Genomic DNA, 21966 nt, shown 5'->3' with positions numbered 1-21966 from the left:
TATTACACTCTCGGCCGCGGCGCGGACCTACCCGCGCTGGCGGGGGGGTGGCGGGCCCCCCCGGCGCGGCCCGCCCGCGGGGGGTGGGAGCCGGGGGGCGCTGCCGTGCGTGGCGGTCAGGGCCTGCGGGCGACGACCAGGGTGTCGTAGTCGCCGAGCGGCCGGTGGGTGATGCCGGTGAACCCGGCCTCGCGGGCCTCGGCGGTCAGCTCCGCGACGGTGTACTCCGCGCCGCCGTCGGTGACGAGGAGCATGTTGAGGCTGGCGACCAGGTTCTCGGTGTCGTCCGCCCGCTCGCCGAGCATCCGGTCGTAGACCAGGACCGCGCCGCCGGGACCGACCGCGTCGAACGCCTTGCCCAGCAGATGGCGGCGTTGCGCGGGGTCCCAGTCGTGCAGGATGTGGCCGAGGATCACCAGGTCGGCCGGGGGCAGCGGGTCGCGGAAGAAGTCGCCGGGGTGGAACACCGCCGTACCGGTGCGGCCCCGTTCGGCCATGTGCTCGTGGAAGAACGGCTCCAGCTGGGGCAGGTCGAAGACATGCCCTTCCAGGCCGGGGTGTCGGGTGAGGATCTGGTCGAGCAGGCCGCCCCGGCAGCCGCCGACGTCGAGCACCGAGCGATGGCCGGAGAAGTCGTAGGCCTCGGTCAGCCGGGCGCCCAGGCCCTGGGTGAGCCCGTCCATCATCCGTACGAAGTTGCCGGTCGCCTCGGGGTCGTCGAGCATGCCCGTGTAGTCGGTGTGCGCCTGCGGCTCGCCGGTGCGCAGGGCCTCGGCCAGGTGCCCGTACACCGGGTACAGGTTGAGGTCCGAGCCGCGCAGGAAGCCGCCGATGAAGCCGGGCCGGCCGGACACCAGGAAGCGGGCGGCGCCCTCGGCGTTGCGGTAGCGGCGTGCGTCGTCGCGGCGCAGCAGGCCCAGCGCGGTGAGCAGGTCCAGGAAGTCGGCCAGGCCCCGCCCGTGCAGCCCGAGCCGCGCGCGCAGCTCCTCGGCGTCGGCCGGGCCCTTGTCCAGCACGGTGAACAGGTCCAGCCGGACCGCGGTGAGCAGCGCCTTCGCGTCGCAGAACCGGTTGCCGAGCCGGAGCAGGCCGGCCGCCGTGCCGGTGTCCCAAGCGGTCGCTGTCATGCCGGGTCTCCTTCGTGTGGGCGAGCCTGTGGCCCGGGGTCTTCCGGCGCCGGTCGGAGGGCGGCGCCGACGGGGAGCAGGAACACCAGCAGGAAGGCCGCCGCGAGCAGGCCCGTCTCGTACCAGAGCACCTGGGAGAAGGACGCGGGGAAGCCGCGGTGGCCCGCGAGCAGGCCGAAGAACAGCACGCCCAGCACGGCGACACCGGCGGCCGAGCCCAGCTGGTTGACGGTGTTGAGGACGCCGGACGCCGCCCCGGTGTCCCGGTCGGGCACCCCGGACAGCACCAGCTGGACCAGGGGGGAGGCCACCAGGCCCATGCCGAGGCCGGTGACCAGCAGCCACGGGGCGAGCTGCCAGGTGCCGGCGGACGGCCCGAGGTGCCGGACCGTCAGCAGCAGCGCGACCGTGCCGGCCGTCATGACGGCGATGCCGGCGGCCAGCACCACCCGGCCGAAGCGCCGGGTGGCCGTCGGGGAGACCGAGGAGGTGGTCATCGCGCCGAGCGCGTACGGCATCACCGCCAGGCCGGCGGTGAACGGCGAGAAGCCCAGGCCGTTCTGGAGGTAGTAGGTGAAGGGGAAGAAGAACCCGGCCACCGCGGCGAAGAACACCGTCAGCAGCACCAGTCCCACGGTGAAGGTGCGCCGTTCGAACAGGGCGGGCGGCACCAGCGCGAACCCGTCCCGGCGTTCCTTGGCCCGCTCGTGCAGCGCGAACGCCACGGCGAGCGGGACGGAGCCGGCCATCAGCGCGAACGACCAGGCGGGCCAGCCCAGTTCGCGGCCCTGCACCAGCGGGAACAGCACCGCGAGCAGGGCCGCGGTCACCAGCAGGACGCCCAGGAGGTCAAGCCGCCTGGCCACGGGCGCCCGCGAGTCGCGGACGCAGCCGGCCACGCCCGCCAGTGCGACGAGCCCCACCGGCAGGTTGATCAGGAAGATCGGCCGCCATCCCAGCCCGAACAGGTCGGCGTTGATCAGGAGGCCGCCGAACATCGGGCCGAGCGCCGAGGACAGCCCGGACAGGGCGCCGAACAGCCCGAAGACCCGGGCGCGTTCACGGTCCGGGAAGGCCACCTGGAAGGTCGACATCCCCTGGGTGACCACGAGCGCGCCGCCGAGGCCCTGGAACGCCCGGGACGCGATCAGGACGCCCGCGTTCGGCGCGACGCCGCAGCTCAGCGACGCCACGACGAACAGCACGATCCCCCACAGCAGGACGCGCTTGCGCCCCAGGAGGTCGCCGATCCGCCCCGCCGTCACCAGGCTGAGCGCGAAGGTGAGGGTGTACGCCTCCACCACCCACTGCAAGGTCGCCCCGTCGGCGTGCAGCTGCCGCTGGAGGCCCGGGAGGGCCACCACCACGATGGAGGTGTCGATCAGGTCCAGCGCCATCGCGACCAGGACGAAGACCGCGGCCCGCCACCGGGCCGGGTCGAGGTCGCTCGGATCGGCGAGGGCCACGGGGTCGGAAGAAGTCGTCATGCGGTTCTTTCGGTGGGGGCTTCCGGGGAGTGCGGGCGGAGGTCAGGACGCGGCCGGGGCGGCCTCCAGCGCGTGGTACTGGTACGGGCAGGGCAGCGGGGTGGTCGCGGTGAGCTCCAGACCGGCCGCCTCGAACACCCGGCGGTACTCCTCCAGCGTCCGCTCCCGGCCGGTGGTCATCACCAGCATCTCGATGTCCGAGATGGCGGCGCCGAGCGCGTCGGCCGGGTCCGCGTCCGCGCCGTTCTCGGGCAGCACGGAACTGAACACCACCACGCGGCCGTCGGCGGGCAGCACCTTGCGGATGTTGCCGAGGATGCGCGCGCTCTCCTCGTCGTTCCAGTCGTGCAGGATGTTCTTCAGCAGGTACAGGTCACCGCCCGCGGGCACCGAGTCGAAGAACGAGCCCTCGGTGATGCCGCAGCGCTCCGACAGCCCGGCCTCGGCGAGCACGCCCGCGGTCTCCGCCAGCCCGTTGTCGGTGTCGAAGACGGTGCCGCGCAGCTCCGGGTTGGCCCCCAGCACGGCCGCGAGCAGGGTGCCGCGGCCACCGCCGACGTCCACCACGTGCCGGAACCGGGTGAAGTCGAAGTGCTCCACGATCGCCGGGGACTGCACGTCGCTGCCGCCAGTCATCGCGGCGTGGAAGGTGGCAGCCAGCTCCGCGTCCTTCTCGAAGTAGTCGAACAGCGGGGCGCCGTTGGCGATCTCGAACGCGGAACGCCCGGTGCGCACCGACTCCTCCAGCACCTCCCAGGCCCGCCACACCGGCGCCGCCGCGTGCATGTCGGACAGCGGCCCGAAGTGCTCGGCGACCGGGGTCGCCCGGTACCCGTCGGCGTCCAGCGAGAGCACCCCTGCCCGGACGGCGGCGTACAGCAGCCGGCGCAGGCTGCGCGGGTGGGCGCCCGTCGTCTCGATCAGCTCCTCGGCGGTGCGCGGGCCGTCCGCCACCGCGGCGAGGACGCCGAGGCTGTTCACGGTCGCGCCGATCTGGTGGAGGGCGAATCCGAAGGCCAGCGGCAGGTACTCCGCCGCGGTCGCCGGCTGCGTCGGGATCTGACTGCTCATTGCTCTCCCTCTGGTTTCCGTACGGAGGTGTACCGGGGGGAATGTCGCAGCGCCCGATGGAGTCTCGCTCGACCTGCGCTGGGCCGTACCGGCTCCGCGGTATTCGACCGCGCTTCGAGCGGGTCCCCAGGGCGGATGCGCACGCTGGCCCGGTCCGAGCAGTGCGCGCAGGAGAGGGCGGTTCAGACATGAGCGGCGATCGGTGCCCCGTCGGGTATCCCCTTCCATGGGCCCCCGCACCGGACATACCGGAGAGCTGGACGACGCTGCGCGAGCAGCCGCTGCTGGAGATCACGCTGCCCAGCGGCGAACCCGCGCTGCTGGTCACCCGGTACAAGGACGTACGGCGGCTCTTCGCCGACGAGCGGCTCAGCCGCAACACCTTCGGCCGGGCCTCCCGCGTCTCCGCCAGCAACGACCTGTTCGGCGACCCCAACATCGACAACGACCCGCCCCGCTATCTGACCGAACGCGCCGTCGTGATGCGGGCGTTCAGCGCGCGCCGGATCGAGGCGCTGCGCGCGGTGGTCAAGGAGATCGTCGGGCACCTCCTCGACGAGATGGCCGAGGGACCGCAGCCGGTCGACCTGATGGAGGCGTTCGCCTACCCGCTGCCGATCCTGGTGATCTGCCACATGCTGGGCGTGCCGCCGCAGGACCGGGCCAAGTTCCGCCGGCTGATCGACGGCTTCCTCTCCGTCTCCCGGCTGCCCGAGGACGAGGTCGAGGAGTGCCGGCGGCAGTACTGGGACTACCTGACCGAGCTGATCGACTCCAAGCGCGCGAACCCGGGCGACGACCTGATCAGCGAGCTGATCGAGATCAGCCGCGAGGACCCGTCGAAGCTGACCGACTACCAGCTCCAGCACTGGGTCAAGACCCTGCTGATCGCCGGCTACGTCACCACCGCCTCCCAGCTCGGCACCAGCATGGCCGTGCTGCTGCACCGGCCCGAGGTGACCGCCGAGCTGAAGGCGGACCTGTCGCTGGTGCCCTCGGCCGTCGAGGAACTGCTGCGCTACCAGATCATGGGCACCTCGCTGGGCACGCTGCGCTACGCCGTCGAGGACATCGAGCTGCTCGACGGCACCACGGTCATCCCCAAGGGCTCCACGGTGCTGCTCTCCCAGGAGGCCAACATGGACGCCGACGAGTTCGAGAACCCGCTCGAGCTGGACATCCGCCGCACGGAGAACCACCACCTGACCTTCGGCGCGGGCATCCACTTCTGCGCCGGCGCCGCGCTGGCCCGGATGGAGCTCCAGGAGGCCACCGAGGCCCTGCTGCGCCGCCTGCCCGGGCTGCGGCTCGCGGTGCCCGGCGAGGAGCTGAAGCGTCCGGAGGGTGGCTTCCTGGCCGGCTACGCCGAGATCCCCGTGAGCTGGTGACGGCGATGGGTTCCCTGCGTGTCTCCGCCGACCGGGAGACCTGTGTGACCAGCAGCCTGTGCGTCTACCGGCTGCCGCAGGTGTTCGACCAGGACGAGGAGGGCCGCGTCGTGGTCCTCGACGGCCGGCCCCCGGACACCCTCCGCGACGAGCTGCGGCGCGCCTGGCGCGGCTGCCCGACCCGCTCCATCCAGGTCGAGGGCCTCACCTCCGAGGAGAGCGACACCACCCCATGAGCAGCGAACCGCTGAAGCCTGCGTCCGGGGCCGGCGAGGCACCGGCCCCCGTCCCCTTCCGCGTCATCGTCATCGGCGCCGGCACCGGCGGCATGGCGCTGGCGCACGGGTTGCGGCGGGCCGGGTTCGACGTCGTCGTCTACGAGCGGGACCGGACCCGCAGCGCCGGACTGCACGGGTACCGGGTCGGGATCGGGCCGGACGGGAGCGCGGCCCTCAAGCAGGTGCTGCCCCCCGAGCTGTACGAGACGTTCAAGGCCACCTGCGCCCGCCCGCCGCGCCACTTCGTCATGCTCACCGAGCGGCTGCGCACCAGCATCGACCTGCCGCTGCGCCCCGCCGTGGACGAGGAGAGCGGCGAACGCTCGGTGAGCCGGATGACGCTGCGCCAGGTGCTGTTCACCGGCATGGAGGACGTCATCCGGTTCGGCAGGACGTTCACCCACTACGAGCAGCGCCCGGACGGCCGGGTCACCGCGTACTTCGCGGACGGCGGCGAGGACACCGGCGACCTGCTGGTGGCGGCGGACGGCGCCGGTTCCCGGGTGCGCAGGCAGTATCTGCCGCACGCCCGGGTCGAGGACGCCGGCATCGTCTCGATCGCCGCGAAGCTCCCGCTCACCGCGGAGTCCCGCGCGTTGCTCCCCGAGGCCGTCGCCGACGGCATCGGCCTGGTCCTCGCCCCTCACGGGTACAGCTGCATCCTGCACACCATGGAGTTCCCGTGGGACCGGGACGGCCTGCTCAAGCACGGCATCGGCGGCAACGACGCCGACCTGGTCCGGCAGTGGCCGGGCCTGCTCTTCGACAACACCCGCGACTACGTCAACTGGGGCTTCTGGGCGTCCACCGACAAGTTCCCGCCCGACGTCCTCAAGCGGGACGGACGCCAACTCGTCGATCTGGTCCGGGAGATGACGGCCGACTGGCACCCGAACCTGCGGGAGCTGTTCCGGCTCGCCGACCCGAGCACCTGCTTCCCCATCAACATCCGCACCTCGGTGCCCGTGCCCCAGTGGCCCACCACCAACATCACCCTCATCGGCGACGCCATCCACACCATGACGCCCGGCCAGGGCGTCGGCGCCAACACCGCGCTGCGCGACGCCGCACTCCTGACCCGCAGGCTCACCGCCTTCCGGGACGGCCGCGCCAGCCTGCACGACGCCGTCCGCGGCTACGAGACCAAGATGATCGACTACGGCTTCCAGGCCGTCCTCGCCTCCAAGGCCCAGACCGGCGGCGACCAGCTGATCCACCGGCCGTACCTCGGCCGGCTCGCCCTCGCCGCCCTGCGCGCCCAGCTCCACGTCGCGTCCCGGATCCCGTCCGTGAAGCAGCGGATGGCCGACGCGATGCACACCCGCCGCGGCGGCGACCGCGACGAGGACTGACCGACCGACGTACCGTCACCCGAGGAGGAACCACCGTGGACATCGGCGTTTGCCTGCCGATCGGCGTGCCCGGCGCCGAGGGCAGCCGGTTGATCGAGTTCGCCCGCCGGGCCGACCGCCTCGGCTTCAGCAGCCTGACCGTCACCGACCGTGTGGTGTACGACAGTTACGACAGCATCGTCGCCCTGGCCGCGGCCGCCGCGGTCACCACCCGGATCAAGCTGGTCACCGCCATCCTGCTGCCCGCCTACCGGCCCAGCGCCGTCGAGCTGGGCAAGCAGCTCGCCAGCCTCGACCGGATCTCCGACGGCCGCCTGGTGGTCGGTGTCTCCGCCGGCATGCGCGAGGACGACTACGCGGCCACCGGCACCGAGTTCCGCACCCGCGGCCGCCGCCTGGACGCCACGATCGAGGAGATGCGGCAGATGTGGGCGGGGGAGGGGCCGCACGCCGGTGTCGGACCCCGCCCGGTGCGCGGCGAGATCCCGCTGTGGGGCGGCGGCCACTCCCCGGCCGGCCTGCGCCGGGCCGCCCGCCACACCATCGGCTGGATCTCGCCCGGCGGCCCGCCCCAGCGGTACGCCGAGCAGGTCGAGGCCTTCCGCAAGCTCTGGGCGGAGGAGGGCCGCGCGGGAACCCCGCGGATGGGCGCCAACTGCTACGCCGCGCTCGGCCCGAACGGCAGGGAGGACGCCCGCGCGCACATGCTCTCGTACTACGGCTACATGGGGCAGCTCGCCGAGCACCTGGCGAAGGGCGCCATCACCGAGGGCGAAACGCTCCGCGCGGCCGCCGAGGGCTACGCGGCGGCCGGCTGCGACGAGCTGTTCCTGCTCTCGGTCACCGCCGACCCCGGCCACCTGGACCTGCTCGCCGAAGCGGTCCTCAGCTGATGGCGCGGCTGCCCGGCACCGGGCGCAGCGCCGTCGTGGTGGGCGGCGGGATCGGCGGCCTGGCCGCCGCCGTCGGCCTGCACCGGACCGGGTGGCAGGTGACCGTCCTCGAACGCGCCCCCGCACCGCGCGAGGCCGGAGCCGGTATCTCGCTGCTCACCAACGCCCAGCGCGCGCTGGACCTGCTGGGCGTCGGCGACGAGGTACGGCGGCGCGCGGCGGTCATGGCGCCCGGCGGCGAAGGCCTGCGACTCGCCTCCGGGCGCCGCCTGCAACCCCCCGCCGACCCGGGCTTCCTGCGCGCGCACGGCCTCTCGCTGATCGTGCTGACCCGGCCGGAGCTGCACGCCGTGCTCCGCGCGGCCCTGCCGGACCGCGCCCTGCGCACAGGTGCCGAGGTCACCCGTGTCGTCGACCTGCCCGACGGGGTGCGGGCCGTGCACCGTACGGCCGTCGGCGAGCGGACCCTGCACGCCGACCTGGTCGTCGCCGCCGACGGTGCGTTCAGCCGGATCCGGCGCGCGCGCTGGCCACGGGTGGCGCCGCCGGTGTACAGCGGCCACAGCGTGTGGCGCGGCATCGCCGAGGGCGTGGACAGCGCGGCCGAGCCCGGCGGCAGCAGCTGGGGCCGGGGGCTGGAGTTCGGCCGTATGCCGCTCGGCGGCGACCGCGTCTACTGGTTCGCCGTCGCCAACACCCCGGAGGGGCTGCGCTTCCCCGACGAACACGCCGAGGTACGGCGGCGGTTCGGCCACTGGCACCACCCGGTGCCCGAGCTGATCGCCGCCACCCCGGCCGGCCGGGTACTGCGCCACGACGTCTACGAACTGGCCCAGCCGCTGCCCTCGTACGTCTCCGGGCGGGTCGCGCTGCTGGGCGACGCCGCCCACGCCATGACCTCCGACCTCGGCCAGGGCGCCTGCCAGGCCCTGGAGGACGCGGCCGTGCTGTGCGCGGCGCTCGCCGCGGACCCCCACGTCCCGGCGGCTCTCGCCCGCTACGACGAGCAGCGCCGGCCGCGCTCCCAGGAAATCGTCGAAGCCTCCCGGCGGATGGGCGAGTTCAAGCTCACCGAGCGCCGCTGGCGCATCCTGCGCCGCAACGCCCGGCTGCGCCGCACCCCGCCCACGGCGTCCCAGCAGGGCCTGGTGGCGGTCGGCGACTGGCAGCCCCCGCCCCTGCTCCCGGCCCCCCTGAGCGAGGCGACGTGACGCACGGACAGGAGTCGACGTGATTGTCGTGATCGGTGCCGGCGGTACCGTCGGGCGCGAGGTGGTCGCCGGACTGCGGGACGGCGGCCGGGCGGTGCGGGCGTTCGTACGGGACGCGAACCGGGTCCGGTGCGGGCCCGGTGTCGAGGTGGCCGTCGGGGACCTGGGGCGGCCGGAGACCGTGCGGGCCGCGCTGGACGGGGCCGAGGCCGTCTTCGTGGTGTCCGCCGGGCCGGACGCCGCCGCCCAGGAGGCGGTGGTCGCCGACGCGGTGCGCCGGTGCCGGGTCGGCCGGGTGGTGAAGCTGTCCTCGGTCGCCGCGGACGAGCCCGCCGCCGGTTCCTACGGCCGTGCCCACGCGGAGGCCGAGCGGGCGTTCGCCCGGACCGGCGCGGAGTTCACCGCGCTGCGCCCGGCCGCCTTCATGTCGAACGTCCTCCAGTGGCGGGCCTCGATCGCCGCCGAGGGGACCGTGTACCAGACGTACGGGGACATCCCGCGCGCGGTGGTCGACCCGGCGGACGTCGCCGCGGTGGCCGTCGTCTGCCTGACCACCGCCGGGCACGGCGGCCGGGTCCACCGGATCACCGGTCCCGAGGCGCTGACCGCGCCCCAGCAGGTTGCCCGCGTCGCCGCCCTGCTGGGCCGCCCGCTGAAGTACGTCGAGGCGCCCCGCGAGGCGGCGGCCGAGGCGATGGCGGCGGGCGGCCTGCCGGCCGCCTTCGCCGCCGGACTGCTCGACGCCCAGGCCGACCCCGACCCGCGCAGGGGCGGGGTGCCGCTGCCCACCGTGCGCAGCCTGACCGGGCGGGAGCCGGCCGGTTTCGACGCCTGGCTGACGCGCCACGAGCACCTGTTCACAGCGGGTTGACGCTCCGGTGGGACTCGAGCCGTTCTCGATCGACGTGGTCGAGTTTCGAGGGGAGCGACACCTGGTAGAACTCGCCCGACGGGGCAGGAGGGGGTTGAGTCCCATGGCATTCCGTCAGCGGTTACGGACCCGTGCCGAACCGCTCCTCGGGCAGGTGCGCGCCCATCCCTTCTGGGCGGGCCTGTGCGACGGCACCCTGCCGCCCGAGGCCCTTTGGCACTTCGCCGAGCAGGACTTCCGCTTCACCGTGCCCGCCTACGCGCGCGCCCTCGCCCGTACGGCATCCGTCGCCGAACTCCCCGCCCAGGGCGCGCTGCTGGCGGGCGCGGCCGGTGCGACGTTCGACTCGCTCGACCGGATGGCACGCGAACTCGACGTGCTGGCCGACCGGTTCCCGCACCTGAAGCCGGACGGCGGCATCAGCCGGGCGACGCTCGCCCACACCTCCTTCCTCACCGCGGTCTCGGCCACCTCCTTCGCGGCGGCGCTGGGCGGCCTGCTGCCGATGACCTGGTTCCACCAGCAGGTCTGCGTCGAACTGCGGCGGCGCCTGGTGCCGGGCACCCGCTACACGGACTGGATCGACCAGTACTGCCCGGGAGACGGCTTCGACGACTACGTCGAGGCCTACCTCGCGCTCGTCGACGACTTCGCCGCCACCGCGTCCGAGGCCGAACTCACCCTCCTGGAGGACGGTTTCCTGCACGGGGCGCGCTACGAGCTCGCCTTCTGCGAGGCGGCCTGGCGGTTGCACGACCGGGCCGAAACCACATCGGAAAGGAATGCATGAAAGTGACCCCGTACGACGAGACCGTGCCCGTACTGATCGTCGGCGGCGGCTATGCCGGGCTGGCGACATCGCTCTTCCTCTCGCACCAGGGAGTGAGGTCGCTGCTCGTGGACCGGCACGCCGGTGTGGCGGTCCAGGGGCGCGCCCGCGGCATCAACCCCCGTACGATGGAGATCTACCGGCCGCTCGGCCTGGAAGCGGAGATCAAGGAGGCGGGCCGTCCCTTCGACGCCGACTCGGGCGTCGTCCGCTGCGAGAACCTCAGCTCCGAGTGGCACTGGATCATGGCGCAGGACTCCCCGCGCGCGCTGCCCGAGTTCACCGCCGGCGAGTTCGGCATGGCCGACCAGAGCACCGTGGAGCCGGTGCTGGCCAAGCGCGCCCGCGCGAACGGCGCCGAGCTCCGGCACTACACCCAGTGCGTCTCGGTGGAGCAGGACGCGGACGGCGTCACGGCGGTGATCGAGGACCGCGGCACGGGCGAACGCCGTACCGTGCGGGCCGATTACCTGGTGGCCTGTGACGGCTACCGCGGCACCATCCGCGACGGCCTCGGCATCGCGCGGACCGGCCGCGGCACGATCCGCTCCTACGTCTCCTTCGTGATCAAGGCCGATCTGTCGGATCTGATCGAGAAGACCGCGCTGTTCTGGATCATCGGTGGCAACGGTGTCGCGGGTGGCTTCGTCACCCACGCCCTGCCGAACCACTGGGGCGTCGCGCTCACCTACGACCCCGCCGAGGAGTCCCCGGAGGACTACACCCTGGAGCGGTGCGCCGCCGCGGCCCAGGCCCTGATCGGCCGGGACGTGCCCGTCGAGGTCATCGACAAGGCCTCCTGGGAGGAGGCGGTCGGGGTCGCCGACCGCTACCGCTCCGGCCGGGTCTTCCTCGTCGGCGACGCCGCGCACGTGTGGCCGCCGGCGGGCGCGCTGGGCGCCAACTCGGCCGTGCAGGACGCCCACAACCTGGCCTGGAAGCTCGCCGCGGTGATCAAGGGGCAGGCCGGCGACGGTCTGCTGGACAGCTACGAGGACGAGCGGCGCGCCGTCGCCGTGGAGCTGGCCGACCTCACCGTGCGCAGCCAGGAGTCGCGGTTCGGGCCCACCCCGCAGGAGGACCCGCTGGAGCCGACGCTGTGCATCCTGGCCCAGCGCTACCGCTCCTCGGCGATGATCGGCGCGGAGCACACCGGTGTCATCGGCGAGCAGGTCGACCAGTACGCCAGGCCCGGCACCCGGGCGCCGCACCTGTGGCTCGACCACGAGGGCGGCCGCATCGGCGTGCACGACCTGTTCCACGACGCGTTCGTCCTGCTCACCGGGCCCTCCGGCGACGAGTGGAAGAGCGCGGCGGCAAAGGCCGCCGAGCAGACCTCGGTGCCCGTGCGGGCCTACCGGGTCGGCCCGGCCGCCTCCGGGGCCGAGCTGACCGATGTCGAGTCCGAGTGGGCGACCCGCTACCGCCTCGGCCAGGGCGGCGCGGTCCTGGTCCGCCCCGACGGCTATGTCGCCTGGCGCGGCGAGGAGCTTCCCGCCGATCCGGCGGCGGCACTCACCGACGCGCTCCGCGAGGTCCTGTCCGTCACCGCCTGACGCACGACGAGGGCGCCGGTCCCGCACGGGACCGGCGCCCTTGGTATTGCCTGCCGGACCTCAGCCGGCGGTCGCGCGGAACAGCGCGACCGCGCCGCGGATCCGCACCCGGTACTCCGGGAAGTACTTCGCCAGCTGGCTCTCCAGACCCTGGGGATCGTCGCCCTGGTTCTGGAAGTTGCCGCGCCGGTGCTGTTCGAGGAGCAGCTTGTGCGTGAGCCGGTTCATCGGCACGCCCTCGGCCAGCACGGTCGTACCGAACAGCACGCCGCCGGGGCGGAGCGTCTCTGCGACGTGCTTGAGGATGACGCCCTTGCCGTCCCAGCCGCCGGGGATGGTGTGGAACACCAGGTTCATGGCGGCCGAGTCGAAGTGCTGCGGGGGCAGCGGCAGCGGCTCCATCAGGTTGGCCCGGCAGGTCTGCGGCCGGTAGCGGGCGATCCGCGCCGCCGACATCTGGAGGCACTCCTCGTTGAGGTCGAGCAGGGTGATCTCCGGATCGGGGTCGGGGAAGCGGCACTTGTCGAGGAAGTAGCCGGTGCCGGGCCCGATGTCCAGGTGGCGCCGGCCGACGGAGGTGTCGTAGAGACGGCGCATCACGTGCGCCGGGCAGCGCCACACCGCCGAGCAGAACAGTCCCAGCACCCACTTGTCGTAGATGGCCAGCTTCCCGCGCGTGTACACCTCCTGGGCGTGCGCGATGCGGGGGTCGAGCCGTTCGGACGCGAGGTCGGTCATACGGTTCTCCGTTCAGATCGCCAGTTCGATGCCGTAGTGGCGCAGCCAGGTGTTGAACTGGAGGGCCATCTCCAGGTGCATCCGGCTCGGCCAGTCGTGCGCGTCGCCGGGGTGGTCCAGCGTGCGCCGCACCGCCTCGTGGTTGAGGTACGGCTGGATCGGCGCGCTGTCGTCGGCGGCCAGGGCGGCCAGCTCCGCGTGCAGCATCCGGGTGTAGGCCGGGTCCTGGGTGACCGGCCACGGGCTCTTCTTGCGCTCCAGCACGGACGTCGGCAGCAGGTCCCGGGCGACGGCCCGCAGCAGGGACTTCTCCTGGCCGTCGAAGGTCTTGAGGCTCCACGGGGTGTTGTAGAGGTACTCCACCAGCCGGTGGTCGGCGTACGGCACCCGCAGTTCCAGGCCGTGCGCCATGGACAGCCGGTCGCCGCGGTCCAGCAGCATCGGCAGCCACCGGGTCAGGGTGAGGTGGCCGATGGTGCGCATCCGGGCTTCCTCGGGGCTCTCGCCCGCCTGGTGCGGCACCTGCGCGACCGCCTCGCGGTAGCTGTCGGCGTAGTGGCCGGCCATGTCCAGCTTCTCCAGGAAGCCGACGGCGAACAGGTCGCGCCCCTGGCCGCCCCGGTTGCCCGGGTGCAGACCCTCGTTGACCACCCAGGGGAAGACGTCGGCGGCCACGCACTCCGGCTTGAACATCCAGTTGTAGCCGCCGAAGATCTCGTCGGCCACCTCGCCGACCAGCGCCACGGTCGAGTGCGTCTTGATCTCGCGCGCGGTCAGGTAGTTGGAGGTGTCCATGTCGCCGAGGGTGGACGGGGCGTCCTGGGCGAGCACCACGTTCAGCCGGGTGCCGGGGTCCATCAGGGCGTGCGGGTCGAGCCTGATGTTGACGTGGTCGGAGGAGACGTGCGCCGCGACCTCGGCCGCGTACGGCTCGTCGGGGGAGAACCGCACGTCGTCCTTGCGGAAGTTCTCCACGTAGCCGTCGAAGGTGGTGACGAAGGTCCGGATCCGCTCGCCGTCCTGCTTCCACCGCCGGGCGGCGGCGACGGCGGTGACCGTGCTGGAGTCCAGGCCGCCGGAGAGCGCGGTGCACAGCGGCACGTCGGCGACCAGCTCGCGCTCCACGATGTCGTCCAGCAGATCGCGCACCGTACCCACGGTGGTCCGCAGGTCGTCGGTGTGCTCGCGCGCGGTCAGCGCCCAGTACGTGTGCTGCCGTGCGCCGTCCCGGCCGATGGTCAGCGTATGGCCGGGCAGCAGCTCCCGCATGTCCCGGAAGACGGCCCGGCCCGGCTGCTTGGCCACCGTGAACAGCTCGCGCAGGCCCTCCAGGTCCACCACCGGGCGGACCGCGGGGTGGGTGAGCAGCGCCTTGGGCTCGGAGCCGAACAGCACGCCCCGCGGGAGCGGGGTGTAGAACAGCGGCTTGACGCCCAGCCGGTCGCGCACCAGGACCAGTTCCTCGCGGCGCACGTCCCAGATGGCGAACGCGAAGATGCCCTCGAGGCGGGAGGCGAAGGACGGCCCCCACTCCAGGTACGCCTGGAGCGCCACCTCGGTGTCCGTCCGGGTGCGGAACCGGCGGCCGCGTGCCTGGAGTTCGCTGCGCAGCTGCTTGAAGTTGTAGACCTCCCCGTTGTGGACGATCACGGCCGCCGTACGGCCGTCCTCCTCCACCTCCACCGCCAGCGGCTGCGCGCCGCCCGCCACGTCGATGACGGCCGTCCGGGTGTGCCCGAGCGCGGCGTGGCCGTCCAGCCACAGCCCCCGGCCGTCGACGCCGCGGGCGGCCAGGGCGTCGGTCATCGCCTCCAGCACCGGCCGTTCCCGCGAGAGGTCCTGTCCGAAGTCCACCCAGCCAGTGATGCCGCACATAGGCGTCCCCTTCGTCGGTTGCGTACCGCCCCGAGCGTCCGGCAGCCGCTTCGAGTACTCCTCGACCGCCGGTCGAACCCGGCCGCCGCGACCGAGCACCGTTCCACCCGGATTCGAGCCGGCGCCGGGACGCTGTCGGCGGCCGGAGCCCCCCGACGAGAGGTGGACGAGGATGAACGCGCAGGACGGCCCTCCGCAGCCCGCGGGCATGGACGGATGGTTCGACCGCAGCCTGCCGCCGCGCCAGCAGGTGCTCGGATTCGTCTACGCGAAGTGGGCGATCGGCGCGCTGCGGGCGATGGTGGAGGTCAAGGTGCCCGACGCGCTGGCCGACGGCCCGCGCACGGTGGCCGAGCTGAGCGCCGCGACCGGCACCGACCCCGACGCCCTCTACCGGGTGCTGCGGGCCGTCGCCGCCGCCGGCGTGCTGCACGAGGGCGAGGACGGCCGGTTCGCGCTGCTGCCGGTCTCCGAGGGCCTGGTCTCGGACGCCGAGGGCGGCATCCGCGACATGTTCCTGTTCGCCACCGACCCGATGCTCTGGCGCCCCTACGAGGACGTCGCGCACACCCTGCGCACCGGCGGATCGGCGTTCACGCACGCCTTCGGGCTGCCGTTCTACGAGTACACGAAGGCCAACCCCGACAAGGCCGCGGTGCTGGACCGGGCGATGCTCCAGAACCGCTACCCCGGCACGGAGCGCATCTTCGACGAGTTCGACTTCGGCAGGTTCGCCAGGATCGCCGACGTGGGCGGCGGCCGCGGCCACTTCCTGGTCGAGCTGCTGCGCCGCAACCCCGGCACCACGGGGGTGCTGGCCGACCAGCCGCACACCGTCGCCGAGGCCAAGGCGGTCTTCGACGGCTCCGGCGTGGAGGACCGCGTCACCATCGCCCCGATCGACTTCTTCGCCGCGGTGCCGTCCGGGTGCGACGCGTACTTCATCAAGAACACGCTGCACAACTGGGACGACGACAAGGCCGTGCTCATCCTGCGCAGCATCCGCGCGGCGATCGGCGACACCGGCGCCCGGCTGCTGATCGTGGAGAACCTGCTGCGCGGCCCGGGCGAGTGGGACATCGGCAAGCTGATCGACGTCGAGTCGCTCGCCGTGCTCGGCGGCCGGGAGCGCGGCCGCGCGGAGTGGAACCGGCTGGCCGCCGACGCCGGGTTCGCCCCGGCCAACGATCCCGCGCCCGGCGACGTCGCCCTGCTGGAGTACCGGCCGGTGTGACGAGCGGCTCCGCGGCCCCGGCCCGCCGGAGGCCGGGGAGCGGACCACCACAGGCTCGAAGGCTCAGAGGTTCAGAGGACAGGTGTGCCCATGTCGATGCCGCTTCCCGACCCGATGACCCTGCCGGCGCGGCGCGGTTGCCCGTTCGACCCGCCCGAGGAGTACGCGCGGCTGCGCGCCGAACGCCCGATGAGCCGGCTGCGGCTGCCCGGCGGCCGGGTCGGCTGGCTGGTCACCCGGTACGAGGACGTGCGGGCCGCGCTGGCGGACCCGCGGACCAGTCCGCCGCTGATCCAGGTCACCCCGGCGACCGAACTCCCGCTCCCCGAGGACGAGCTGGACGTCCCGCCCGGGGTCTTCTCGGCGCTGGACCCGCCGGAGCAGAGCCGCTACCGGCGTCAGGTGAGCCGCTACTTCACCCGCAAGCGCTGCCGTGAGATCACGCCCCGGCTGGAGCAGATCATCGACGAGCAGCTGACCGCGATGATCGAGCACGGCTCGCCGGCCGACCTGGTCGAGTGGTTCGCGCAGCCGATCCCGACCAGGGTCATCACCGAGATGCTCGGCATCTCCGAGGCGGACCGCCCGGACTACCAGCGCTGGATCCTCGCGATGCTGTCCCTGGACACCGCGGAGAAGCCGCTGCGCGAGGCCCGGGACGGGCTGTACGGCGGCCTCGCCGAGCTGGTCCGGGACCGCAGGGACCGGCCCCGCGACGACATCCTCAGCGACCTGCTGCACGGGGCCGCCGCGCTGACGGAGGAGGAGGTCGTCGGGATCGGCGCGCTGCTGCTGATCGCCGGCCTGGAGACGACCGCGAACATGCTCGGGCTCGGGGCGTTCGCGCTGCTCCAGCACTCCGGCCAGCTCGCGGCGCTGCGGGCCGACGAGAGCCTGTTCGACACCGCCATCGAGGAGCTGCTGCGCTATCTCACCATCGTCCAGTTCGGGCTGACCCGGACCGCGCGCGAGGACCTGGAGGTGGCCGGGCAGACGGTGCGGGCGGGCGAGACGCTGATCCTCTCGCTCGCCTCGGCCAACCGTGACGCGGCCGTCTACACCGCCCCGGACGAGCTGGACCTGACCCGCGACCAGGCGCCGCACCTGGCCTTCGGCCACGGTGTGCACCAGTGCCTGGGGGCCCAGCTGGCCCGGTTCGAGATGAAGCTGGCCTTCGGCGCGCTGCTGCGCCGGCTGCCGGGCCTGCGCCTCGCCGTCCCGGCGGAGCTGGTCCCGACGGCCGGCGAGGACAAGGTCTTCCACGGGGTGCACTCGCTCCCCGTCGCCTGGTAGCGGCGGCCTCAGCCGCGCGACGGGTCGTCCACGGTGGTGTGCCGGTGCTCCTTGAACGCGCGCCGGGCGTCGTCCAGGTACTCCCGGGACAGCATCGCGGACACGATGGCCACGCCACCGCGGTGCACCCGGATCTCGCTGTCGGTGGCGGTGCCGTACAGGTGGATCCGGCGGCCGGTCTTGCCGGAAGGACCCTGGGCGTCCTTCAGCCGGCCCTTGGCGGGCCAGGTGACGTCGCCGTCGTCCAGGACGTCACCCTCGCCCACCAGCAGCTTCAGCGTGCTGTGCCGCAGGTCCACGGTGATCTGCACGTCCTCGGGAACCTCCGGGGCGCGCAGGTCGAGCACGACGCCCGCGTCCCGGCCGCGGACGTCGAAGGTGTCGGCGGCCGTCCACTTGCCCAGCCGCTTGGTCACGGTGCCACGGGCGTGGATGCGCTCGGTGGTGGTCATGTCGGTGGTCCTCTCCCTCGACTGGTCGTGTCTTCCCGATGCCGTCTCGCTGTCTTGCCCGGCACCATGATGGTTGCACAGAAACTAGTTTCAACGCAACTAGTTACGGTGGGACGTACACTGTGCGCATGTCCGCCCCAGCGCCGCGCAGTTCCCCGCTCGCCCTGACCGTCCTGTCGCTGCTGCACTACCAGCCGCTGCACCCGTACGGCATGCAGCGGCTGATCAAGGAGTGGGGCAAGGACCAGGTCGTCAACGTCAGCCAGCGCACGAGCATCCACCGGACGATCGAGCGGCTGCTCGCCGCCGGGCTGGTCGAGGTGCACGAGGTGGAGCGCGACGAGCAGTACGCCGAGCGCACCGTCTACCGGGTCACCGAGGAGGGCCGCCGGGTCGCCCGCGCGTGGCTGCTCGACATGCTCGGCACGCCCAAGCCGGAGTACCCGCAGTTCCCCGTCGCGCTCTCCTTCGCGCTGATGCTCACCCCCGAGGAGGCGCTGACCGTCCTCGACGACCGCGCCGCCGCCCTCTCCCGCACCGTGGACGCCCTGGACGCGGCGCTCGCCGACGCGGACGACGACGGACTCGGCCGCGTCATCTGGCTGGAGACGGAGTACCAGCGCGCCATGGCCGCGGCGGAGCTGCGCTGGCTCACCGCCGTCACCGACGACCTGCGCTCCGCCCGTCTGCGCTGGTCGTGGGAGGAACTGACCGCCCTCGCCGGACCCGGAGCCGGCTGACCGGTCGAGAGCGGCACCAGCCTCCTTCGAGCGCGCGTCACTACCGTCCCGAGCCGACGGACGACGCGGCGAGAGGGAGAGCGATGCGGCAGGAGCTCCGCGAGATCTGCGCACCGGTGCTGCACGAGGTGCTGAACCATCCGTTCTGGACCGGGCTGCGCGACGGCACGCTGCCCGCCGCGGCGCTGGCCCGGTTCGTCCACCAGGACACCGCGTACCTGCTGCCCGCCTACGCCCGCGCGCTGGCCCGCTGCGCCGCCGACGCCCCCGACGACGCCGGGGCCCGCCTGTTCGGCCAGTCCGTGGTCGGCACCCTGGACGCCCGCGACGGCCTGCGCGCGGCCTATGCCGACCTCGCCCCCGGCCTCGGCCTGCCCGGGCCGGACGCGGCCGAGGAGCCCGTCGCGCCGGCGGTGGCGGCCCACGCCGCCTTCTTCACCACCTCCGCGGCCTCCTCGTACCACGCCGGCGTCGGAGCGCTGCTGCCCATGGTCTGGTTCAACGCCGAGGTCTCCGACCACCTGCGCGACCACGCCGTACCCGGCAGCCGCTACCTGCCCTGGATCACCGCCTACCACCCCGGCGAGTCGTACCGCTTCGCCGTCGAGGCGTTCTCCGAGCTGGCCGACCGGCTCGCGGAACGGTCCACCCCCGCGCAACGCCGCGTGCTCACCGCCCACTTCGCCCTCGGCATCCGCCATGAACTCGCCTTCGCCGACGCCTGCGCCGCACCCGCCGCGCAGCCGGCCGGAAGGGGTGCGCAATGATCGTCCACCACCTCGACCTGATGGACCCGAAGTCCTTCGCCGACGGAATCCCCTACGAACACTTCCGCCACCTGCGCGACGTCGCTCCGGTCAGCCGGGGCACCGACACGGACGGCGAGCCGCTGTGGCACGTGGTGCGGCACCGGGACGTGTCCGCCGTCTCCCGGGACGCGCGGACCTTCTCCTCCAGCCCGACCACGATGACCTCGATCCGCAAGGTCGACCCGAGCCCGCCGATCATCACCTTCCTGGACGCCCCCGAGCACACCCGGGTGCGCAAGCTGACCTTCAAGGTGTTCGCCCCCGCCCGGCTGGCCGCCCTGCGGGACCCGATCCGGGCCATCGTCGACTCCCTCCTCGAAGAGGCCCGGGAGAAGGGCGAGTTCGACCTCGCCGAGGACATCGCCCTGCGCCTCCCCTTCGAGGTGCTGCTCGAACTGCTGGACATCCCGCACGAGGACCGCGCCACCATGCTCGACTGGGCCCGCCGGACCGTGAACCTCGGCGACCAGGAGTACGGCGACGACGCCGGGCCCGACCCCTTCCAGCAGATCCACGCCTACCTGCACGACTTCGCCCACCACCGGGCCGCCCACCCCGCCGACGACTGCTTCTCGCTGCTGCTGGGCGCCCGGCTGGACGGCGCCGAACGGCTCGGCCTGCCCGACCGGCTCACCCCGGACGAGGTCGGCCTGTTCGCCTCCACCCTCATCACCGCGGGCATCGAGACCACCTACTGCTCCGTCACCGGCGGCGTCCTGGCCCTGCTCGACCACCCCGACCAGCTCGCCCGGCTGCGCGCCGACCGGGACCTGCTGCCGGGCGCCGCCACCGAGGTGCTGCGCTGGGTCACCCCGGTCACCCACTTCGCCCGGCGGGCCGTCACCGACACCGAGATCGCCGGGCAGCCGGTGGCGGCGGGGGAGAAGGTCGTCGTCTGGTACAGCTCCGCCAACCGCGACGAGCGGGTGTTCACCGACCCCGACCGGTTCGACCTCGGCCGCGCGCCCAACCCCCAGCTCAGCTTCGGCGGCGGCGGACCGCACGTGTGCATCGGCAACGGCCTGGCCGTCCTGGAGCTGCGCGAGTTCCTGGACGGGGTCGCCGACCTGCTGCCCCGGCTGGAACTCGTCGAGGCCCCCGCCCGCCCGGAGACCAACTTCATGAACAGCGTCAAACACCTGCGCGTGCGCCTGCACTGACCGGCGCCGGACCCCAGGAGCCTCCATGACCACAGGCACCGCCCTGATCACCGGCGCCAACCGCGGCATCGGCCGCGCCGTCGCCGCCGAACTGCACCGCCGGGGCCTGGACGTCGTACTCACCGCCCGCGACCCCGAGCAGGCCCGCGCCGCCGCAGAGGAGCTGGGCACCCGCTGGACGGACCTCGACACCACCGACCCGGACAGCGTCGCCCGCGCCGCGAAGACCGTCGGCGCGCCGGACATCCTGCTGTGCAACGCCGGGGTGCTGCTCGACGCGGGCACCGAGCCCCTCGCCGTACCGCTGGAGCTGGTCGAACGGACCCTGCGGGTGAACCTGCTCGGCACCTGGCGGGTGCTCCAGGAGTTCCTCCCCGCCATGATCCGGCGCGGCAGCGGCCACGCCCTGGTCGTCTCCAGCGGCACCACCGCGGAGTTCGGCGGCCGGCTGTTCCCCAAGACCCCCGGCTACTCGCTGTCCAAGAGCGCGCTCAACGGCCTCACCACCATGCTCGCCGCGACCACCGAGGGCACCGGCGTCCGCGTCAACGCCGTCAACCCGGGCCGCGTCCGCACCCGCATGATGCCGGGCCCGCACCAGCCCCCCGAGCAGGCCGCCCGGTACATCGCCGATGTCGCGACGCAGCCGCACGGCGGCCCCACCGGGCGCTTCTTCGCCGAACACTCATCCACCTCACGGGAGTAGCCATGCGATTCGACCTGACCGGCAGAACCGCCGTGGTCACCGGAGCCGGCAGCGGAATCGGGCTGGCCTGCGTCCGCGCCCTCGCCGAAGCGGGCGCGCGGGTGCTGGGCGGCTCCCGTACCGTCGGCCCCGAGCTGCGCGCCGCCACCCCGTACACCCGCACCGTCGACCTGGCCACCGAGGACGGCGCGCGGGACCTGGTCGGGCACGCGCTGGGCGAGTTCGGCGGCATCGACATCCTGGTCAACAACGTCGGCGGCGGCGTCAAACTGGCCGCGGGCTTCCTCGACATCGACGACGACACCTGGCGCGAGGCGTTCGGCCTGAACGTCCTCACCGCGGTCCGCACCACCCGGGAGGCGCTGCCCAGCCTGGTCGAGCGGCGCGGCGCCGTCATCAACATCGGCTCGGTCAACGCCACCCTCGCCGACCCGCGCCTCGGCCACTACTCGGCCGCCAAGGCCGCGCTCGCCAGCGTCGGCAAGTCGCTGGCCGCGGAGTTCACCCCGCTGGGCGTCCGCGTCAACACCATCTCGCCCGGCCCGGTCCGCACCCGGGTGTGGACCAACCCGCAGACCGCGCGCAGCGCCGGACTCACCCCCGAGGAGTTCATCGAGGCCGTCCCGAAGATGACCGGCCTGGCCACCGGCCGCATCATCGAGCCCGAGGAGGTCGCCACCCTGGTGGTCCTGCTCGCCTCCGGGAAGGTCCCGAGCATCACCGGCTCGGACTACACCATCGACGCCGGGATGAGCCGTCCGGCCCTGCGCTGATCCGCCCTGCCCCGCTTGCCCCGACGCGGCCCCCCCGCCCCCCCCGCGGGGGGGGGGGCGGGGGGGGGGCGGGGGGGGGGGCGCGCGCGGGAAAACAACCCCCCCCCCGGGGACACTCTCCGG

21 protein-coding genes are annotated in these 21966 nt (G+C 73.3%); 15 read left to right on the top strand and 6 right to left on the bottom strand.

The window, feature by feature from the left end; genetic code table 11:
• Nucleotides 1–116 precede the first annotated feature (116 nt).
• From ACFVIU_RS11995 to ACFVIU_RS11985, 3 genes are read right to left on the bottom strand one after another with little or no spacing between them, the layout of a single operon-like run.
• On the bottom strand, nucleotides 117–1127 hold the full coding sequence (locus ACFVIU_RS11995) for a methyltransferase (protein ID WP_385842196.1): 1011 nt from the start codon (nucleotides 1125–1127) through the stop codon (nucleotides 117–119).
• On the bottom strand, nucleotides 1124–2614 hold the full coding sequence (locus ACFVIU_RS11990) for an MFS transporter (protein WP_385842195.1): 1491 nt from the start codon (nucleotides 2612–2614) through the stop codon (nucleotides 1124–1126). Before ACFVIU_RS11990 ends, ACFVIU_RS11995 begins: the two co-directional genes overlap by 4 nt.
• Nucleotides 2615–2656: 42 nt before the next feature.
• Complete coding sequence (locus ACFVIU_RS11985; RefSeq protein WP_385842193.1) at nucleotides 2657–3685, bottom strand: methyltransferase; 1029 nt, start codon at nucleotides 3683–3685, stop codon at nucleotides 2657–2659.
• A gap of 188 nt (nucleotides 3686–3873) precedes the next feature.
• On the opposite strand from ACFVIU_RS11985, the gene ACFVIU_RS11980 reads away from it, so the two are divergent.
• The 8 genes from ACFVIU_RS11980 (at nucleotide 3874) to ACFVIU_RS11945 (ending at nucleotide 12063) form a co-directional block, all read left to right on the top strand.
• The gene (locus tag ACFVIU_RS11980; RefSeq protein ID WP_385842192.1) at nucleotides 3874–5073 is read left to right on the top strand and encodes a cytochrome P450; all 1200 of its coding nucleotides are present in this window, start codon (nucleotides 3874–3876) and stop codon (nucleotides 5071–5073) included.
• A gap of 5 nt (nucleotides 5074–5078) precedes the next feature.
• On the top strand, nucleotides 5079–5309 hold the full coding sequence (locus tag ACFVIU_RS11975; protein WP_385842191.1) for a ferredoxin: 231 nt from the start codon (nucleotides 5079–5081) through the stop codon (nucleotides 5307–5309).
• Entirely contained in the window at nucleotides 5306–6703 is a 1398-nt protein-coding gene (locus ACFVIU_RS11970; RefSeq protein WP_385842190.1) for an FAD-dependent oxidoreductase, read from the top strand. The genes ACFVIU_RS11975 and ACFVIU_RS11970 overlap by 4 nt, the downstream gene beginning before the upstream one ends.
• A 35-nt stretch (nucleotides 6704–6738) precedes the next feature.
• Complete coding sequence (locus ACFVIU_RS11965; protein ID WP_385842189.1) at nucleotides 6739–7596, top strand: LLM class flavin-dependent oxidoreductase; 858 nt, start codon at nucleotides 6739–6741, stop codon at nucleotides 7594–7596.
• Nucleotides 7596–8807: an FAD-dependent monooxygenase gene (locus ACFVIU_RS11960; protein ID WP_385842188.1), complete on the top strand. Its 1212-nt coding sequence runs from the start codon at nucleotides 7596–7598 to the stop codon at nucleotides 8805–8807. Before ACFVIU_RS11965 ends, ACFVIU_RS11960 begins: the two co-directional genes overlap by 1 nt.
• 19 nt (nucleotides 8808–8826) lie before the next feature.
• Nucleotides 8827–9678, top strand: coding sequence for an NAD(P)H-binding protein (locus tag ACFVIU_RS11955; protein ID WP_385842187.1), 852 nt, complete (start codon nucleotides 8827–8829; stop codon nucleotides 9676–9678).
• Between the two features lie 103 nt (nucleotides 9679–9781).
• On the top strand, nucleotides 9782–10468 hold the full coding sequence (locus ACFVIU_RS11950) for a TenA family protein (protein ID WP_385842186.1): 687 nt from the start codon (nucleotides 9782–9784) through the stop codon (nucleotides 10466–10468).
• Entirely contained in the window at nucleotides 10465–12063 is a 1599-nt protein-coding gene (locus ACFVIU_RS11945) for an FAD-dependent monooxygenase (RefSeq protein WP_385842185.1), read from the top strand. Before ACFVIU_RS11950 ends, ACFVIU_RS11945 begins: the two co-directional genes overlap by 4 nt.
• 60 nt (nucleotides 12064–12123) lie before the next feature.
• On the opposite strand, the gene ACFVIU_RS11940 is transcribed toward ACFVIU_RS11945, so the two are convergent.
• Together ACFVIU_RS11940 and asnB are read right to left on the bottom strand one after the other, a co-directional pair.
• Nucleotides 12124–12801, bottom strand: a complete 678-nt coding sequence (locus tag ACFVIU_RS11940) for a class I SAM-dependent methyltransferase (RefSeq protein ID WP_385842184.1) — start codon at nucleotides 12799–12801, stop codon at nucleotides 12124–12126.
• Between the two features lie 12 nt (nucleotides 12802–12813).
• Complete coding sequence (asnB, locus tag ACFVIU_RS11935; protein WP_385842183.1) at nucleotides 12814–14676, bottom strand: asparagine synthase (glutamine-hydrolyzing); 1863 nt, start codon at nucleotides 14674–14676, stop codon at nucleotides 12814–12816.
• Between the two features lie 172 nt (nucleotides 14677–14848).
• Here asnB and ACFVIU_RS11930 point away from each other — a divergent pair, with 172 nt between their 5' ends.
• Together ACFVIU_RS11930 and ACFVIU_RS11925 are read left to right on the top strand one after the other, a co-directional pair.
• On the top strand, nucleotides 14849–15910 hold the full coding sequence (locus ACFVIU_RS11930) for a methyltransferase (RefSeq protein ID WP_385842182.1): 1062 nt from the start codon (nucleotides 14849–14851) through the stop codon (nucleotides 15908–15910).
• A 90-nt stretch (nucleotides 15911–16000) separates the two neighbouring features.
• Nucleotides 16001–17203, top strand: a complete 1203-nt coding sequence (locus ACFVIU_RS11925) for a cytochrome P450 (protein WP_385842181.1) — start codon at nucleotides 16001–16003, stop codon at nucleotides 17201–17203.
• Nucleotides 17204–17211: 8 nt separating this feature from the next.
• Here the strand turns inward: ACFVIU_RS11925 and ACFVIU_RS11920 are convergent, their stop codons facing one another.
• Nucleotides 17212–17655 carry a hypothetical protein gene (locus tag ACFVIU_RS11920; RefSeq protein WP_385842180.1) on the bottom strand — a complete coding sequence of 148 codons (444 nt, stop codon included), beginning with the start codon at nucleotides 17653–17655 and terminating at the stop codon, nucleotides 17212–17214.
• 128 nt (nucleotides 17656–17783) lie between these two features.
• Here ACFVIU_RS11920 and ACFVIU_RS11915 point away from each other — a divergent pair, with 128 nt between their 5' ends.
• The 5 genes from ACFVIU_RS11915 (at nucleotide 17784) to ACFVIU_RS11895 (ending at nucleotide 21843) form a co-directional block, all read left to right on the top strand.
• Nucleotides 17784–18395 carry a PadR family transcriptional regulator gene (locus ACFVIU_RS11915; RefSeq protein ID WP_385842178.1) on the top strand — a complete coding sequence of 204 codons (612 nt, stop codon included), beginning with the start codon at nucleotides 17784–17786 and terminating at the stop codon, nucleotides 18393–18395.
• Between the two features lie 83 nt (nucleotides 18396–18478).
• On the top strand, nucleotides 18479–19162 hold the full coding sequence (locus ACFVIU_RS11910; protein WP_385842177.1) for a TenA family protein: 684 nt from the start codon (nucleotides 18479–18481) through the stop codon (nucleotides 19160–19162).
• Nucleotides 19159–20364: a cytochrome P450 gene (locus ACFVIU_RS11905; protein WP_385842176.1), complete on the top strand. Its 1206-nt coding sequence runs from the start codon at nucleotides 19159–19161 to the stop codon at nucleotides 20362–20364. The genes ACFVIU_RS11910 and ACFVIU_RS11905 overlap by 4 nt, the downstream gene beginning before the upstream one ends.
• A 25-nt stretch (nucleotides 20365–20389) precedes the next feature.
• The gene (locus ACFVIU_RS11900) at nucleotides 20390–21070 is read left to right on the top strand and encodes an SDR family NAD(P)-dependent oxidoreductase (RefSeq protein WP_385842175.1); all 681 of its coding nucleotides are present in this window, start codon (nucleotides 20390–20392) and stop codon (nucleotides 21068–21070) included.
• Between the two features lie 2 nt (nucleotides 21071–21072).
• The gene (locus ACFVIU_RS11895) at nucleotides 21073–21843 is read left to right on the top strand and encodes an SDR family NAD(P)-dependent oxidoreductase (protein WP_385842174.1); all 771 of its coding nucleotides are present in this window, start codon (nucleotides 21073–21075) and stop codon (nucleotides 21841–21843) included.
• Nucleotides 21844–21966 lie beyond the last annotated feature (123 nt).

The sequence above is a fragment of the Streptomyces sp. NPDC127190 genome (assembly GCF_042672505.1).
Classification (GTDB): Bacteria; Actinomycetota; Actinomycetes; order Streptomycetales; family Streptomycetaceae; genus Streptomyces.
Note: the sequence above shows the minus strand (reverse complement) of the source record. Positions and strands in the feature narration are given on the sequence as shown.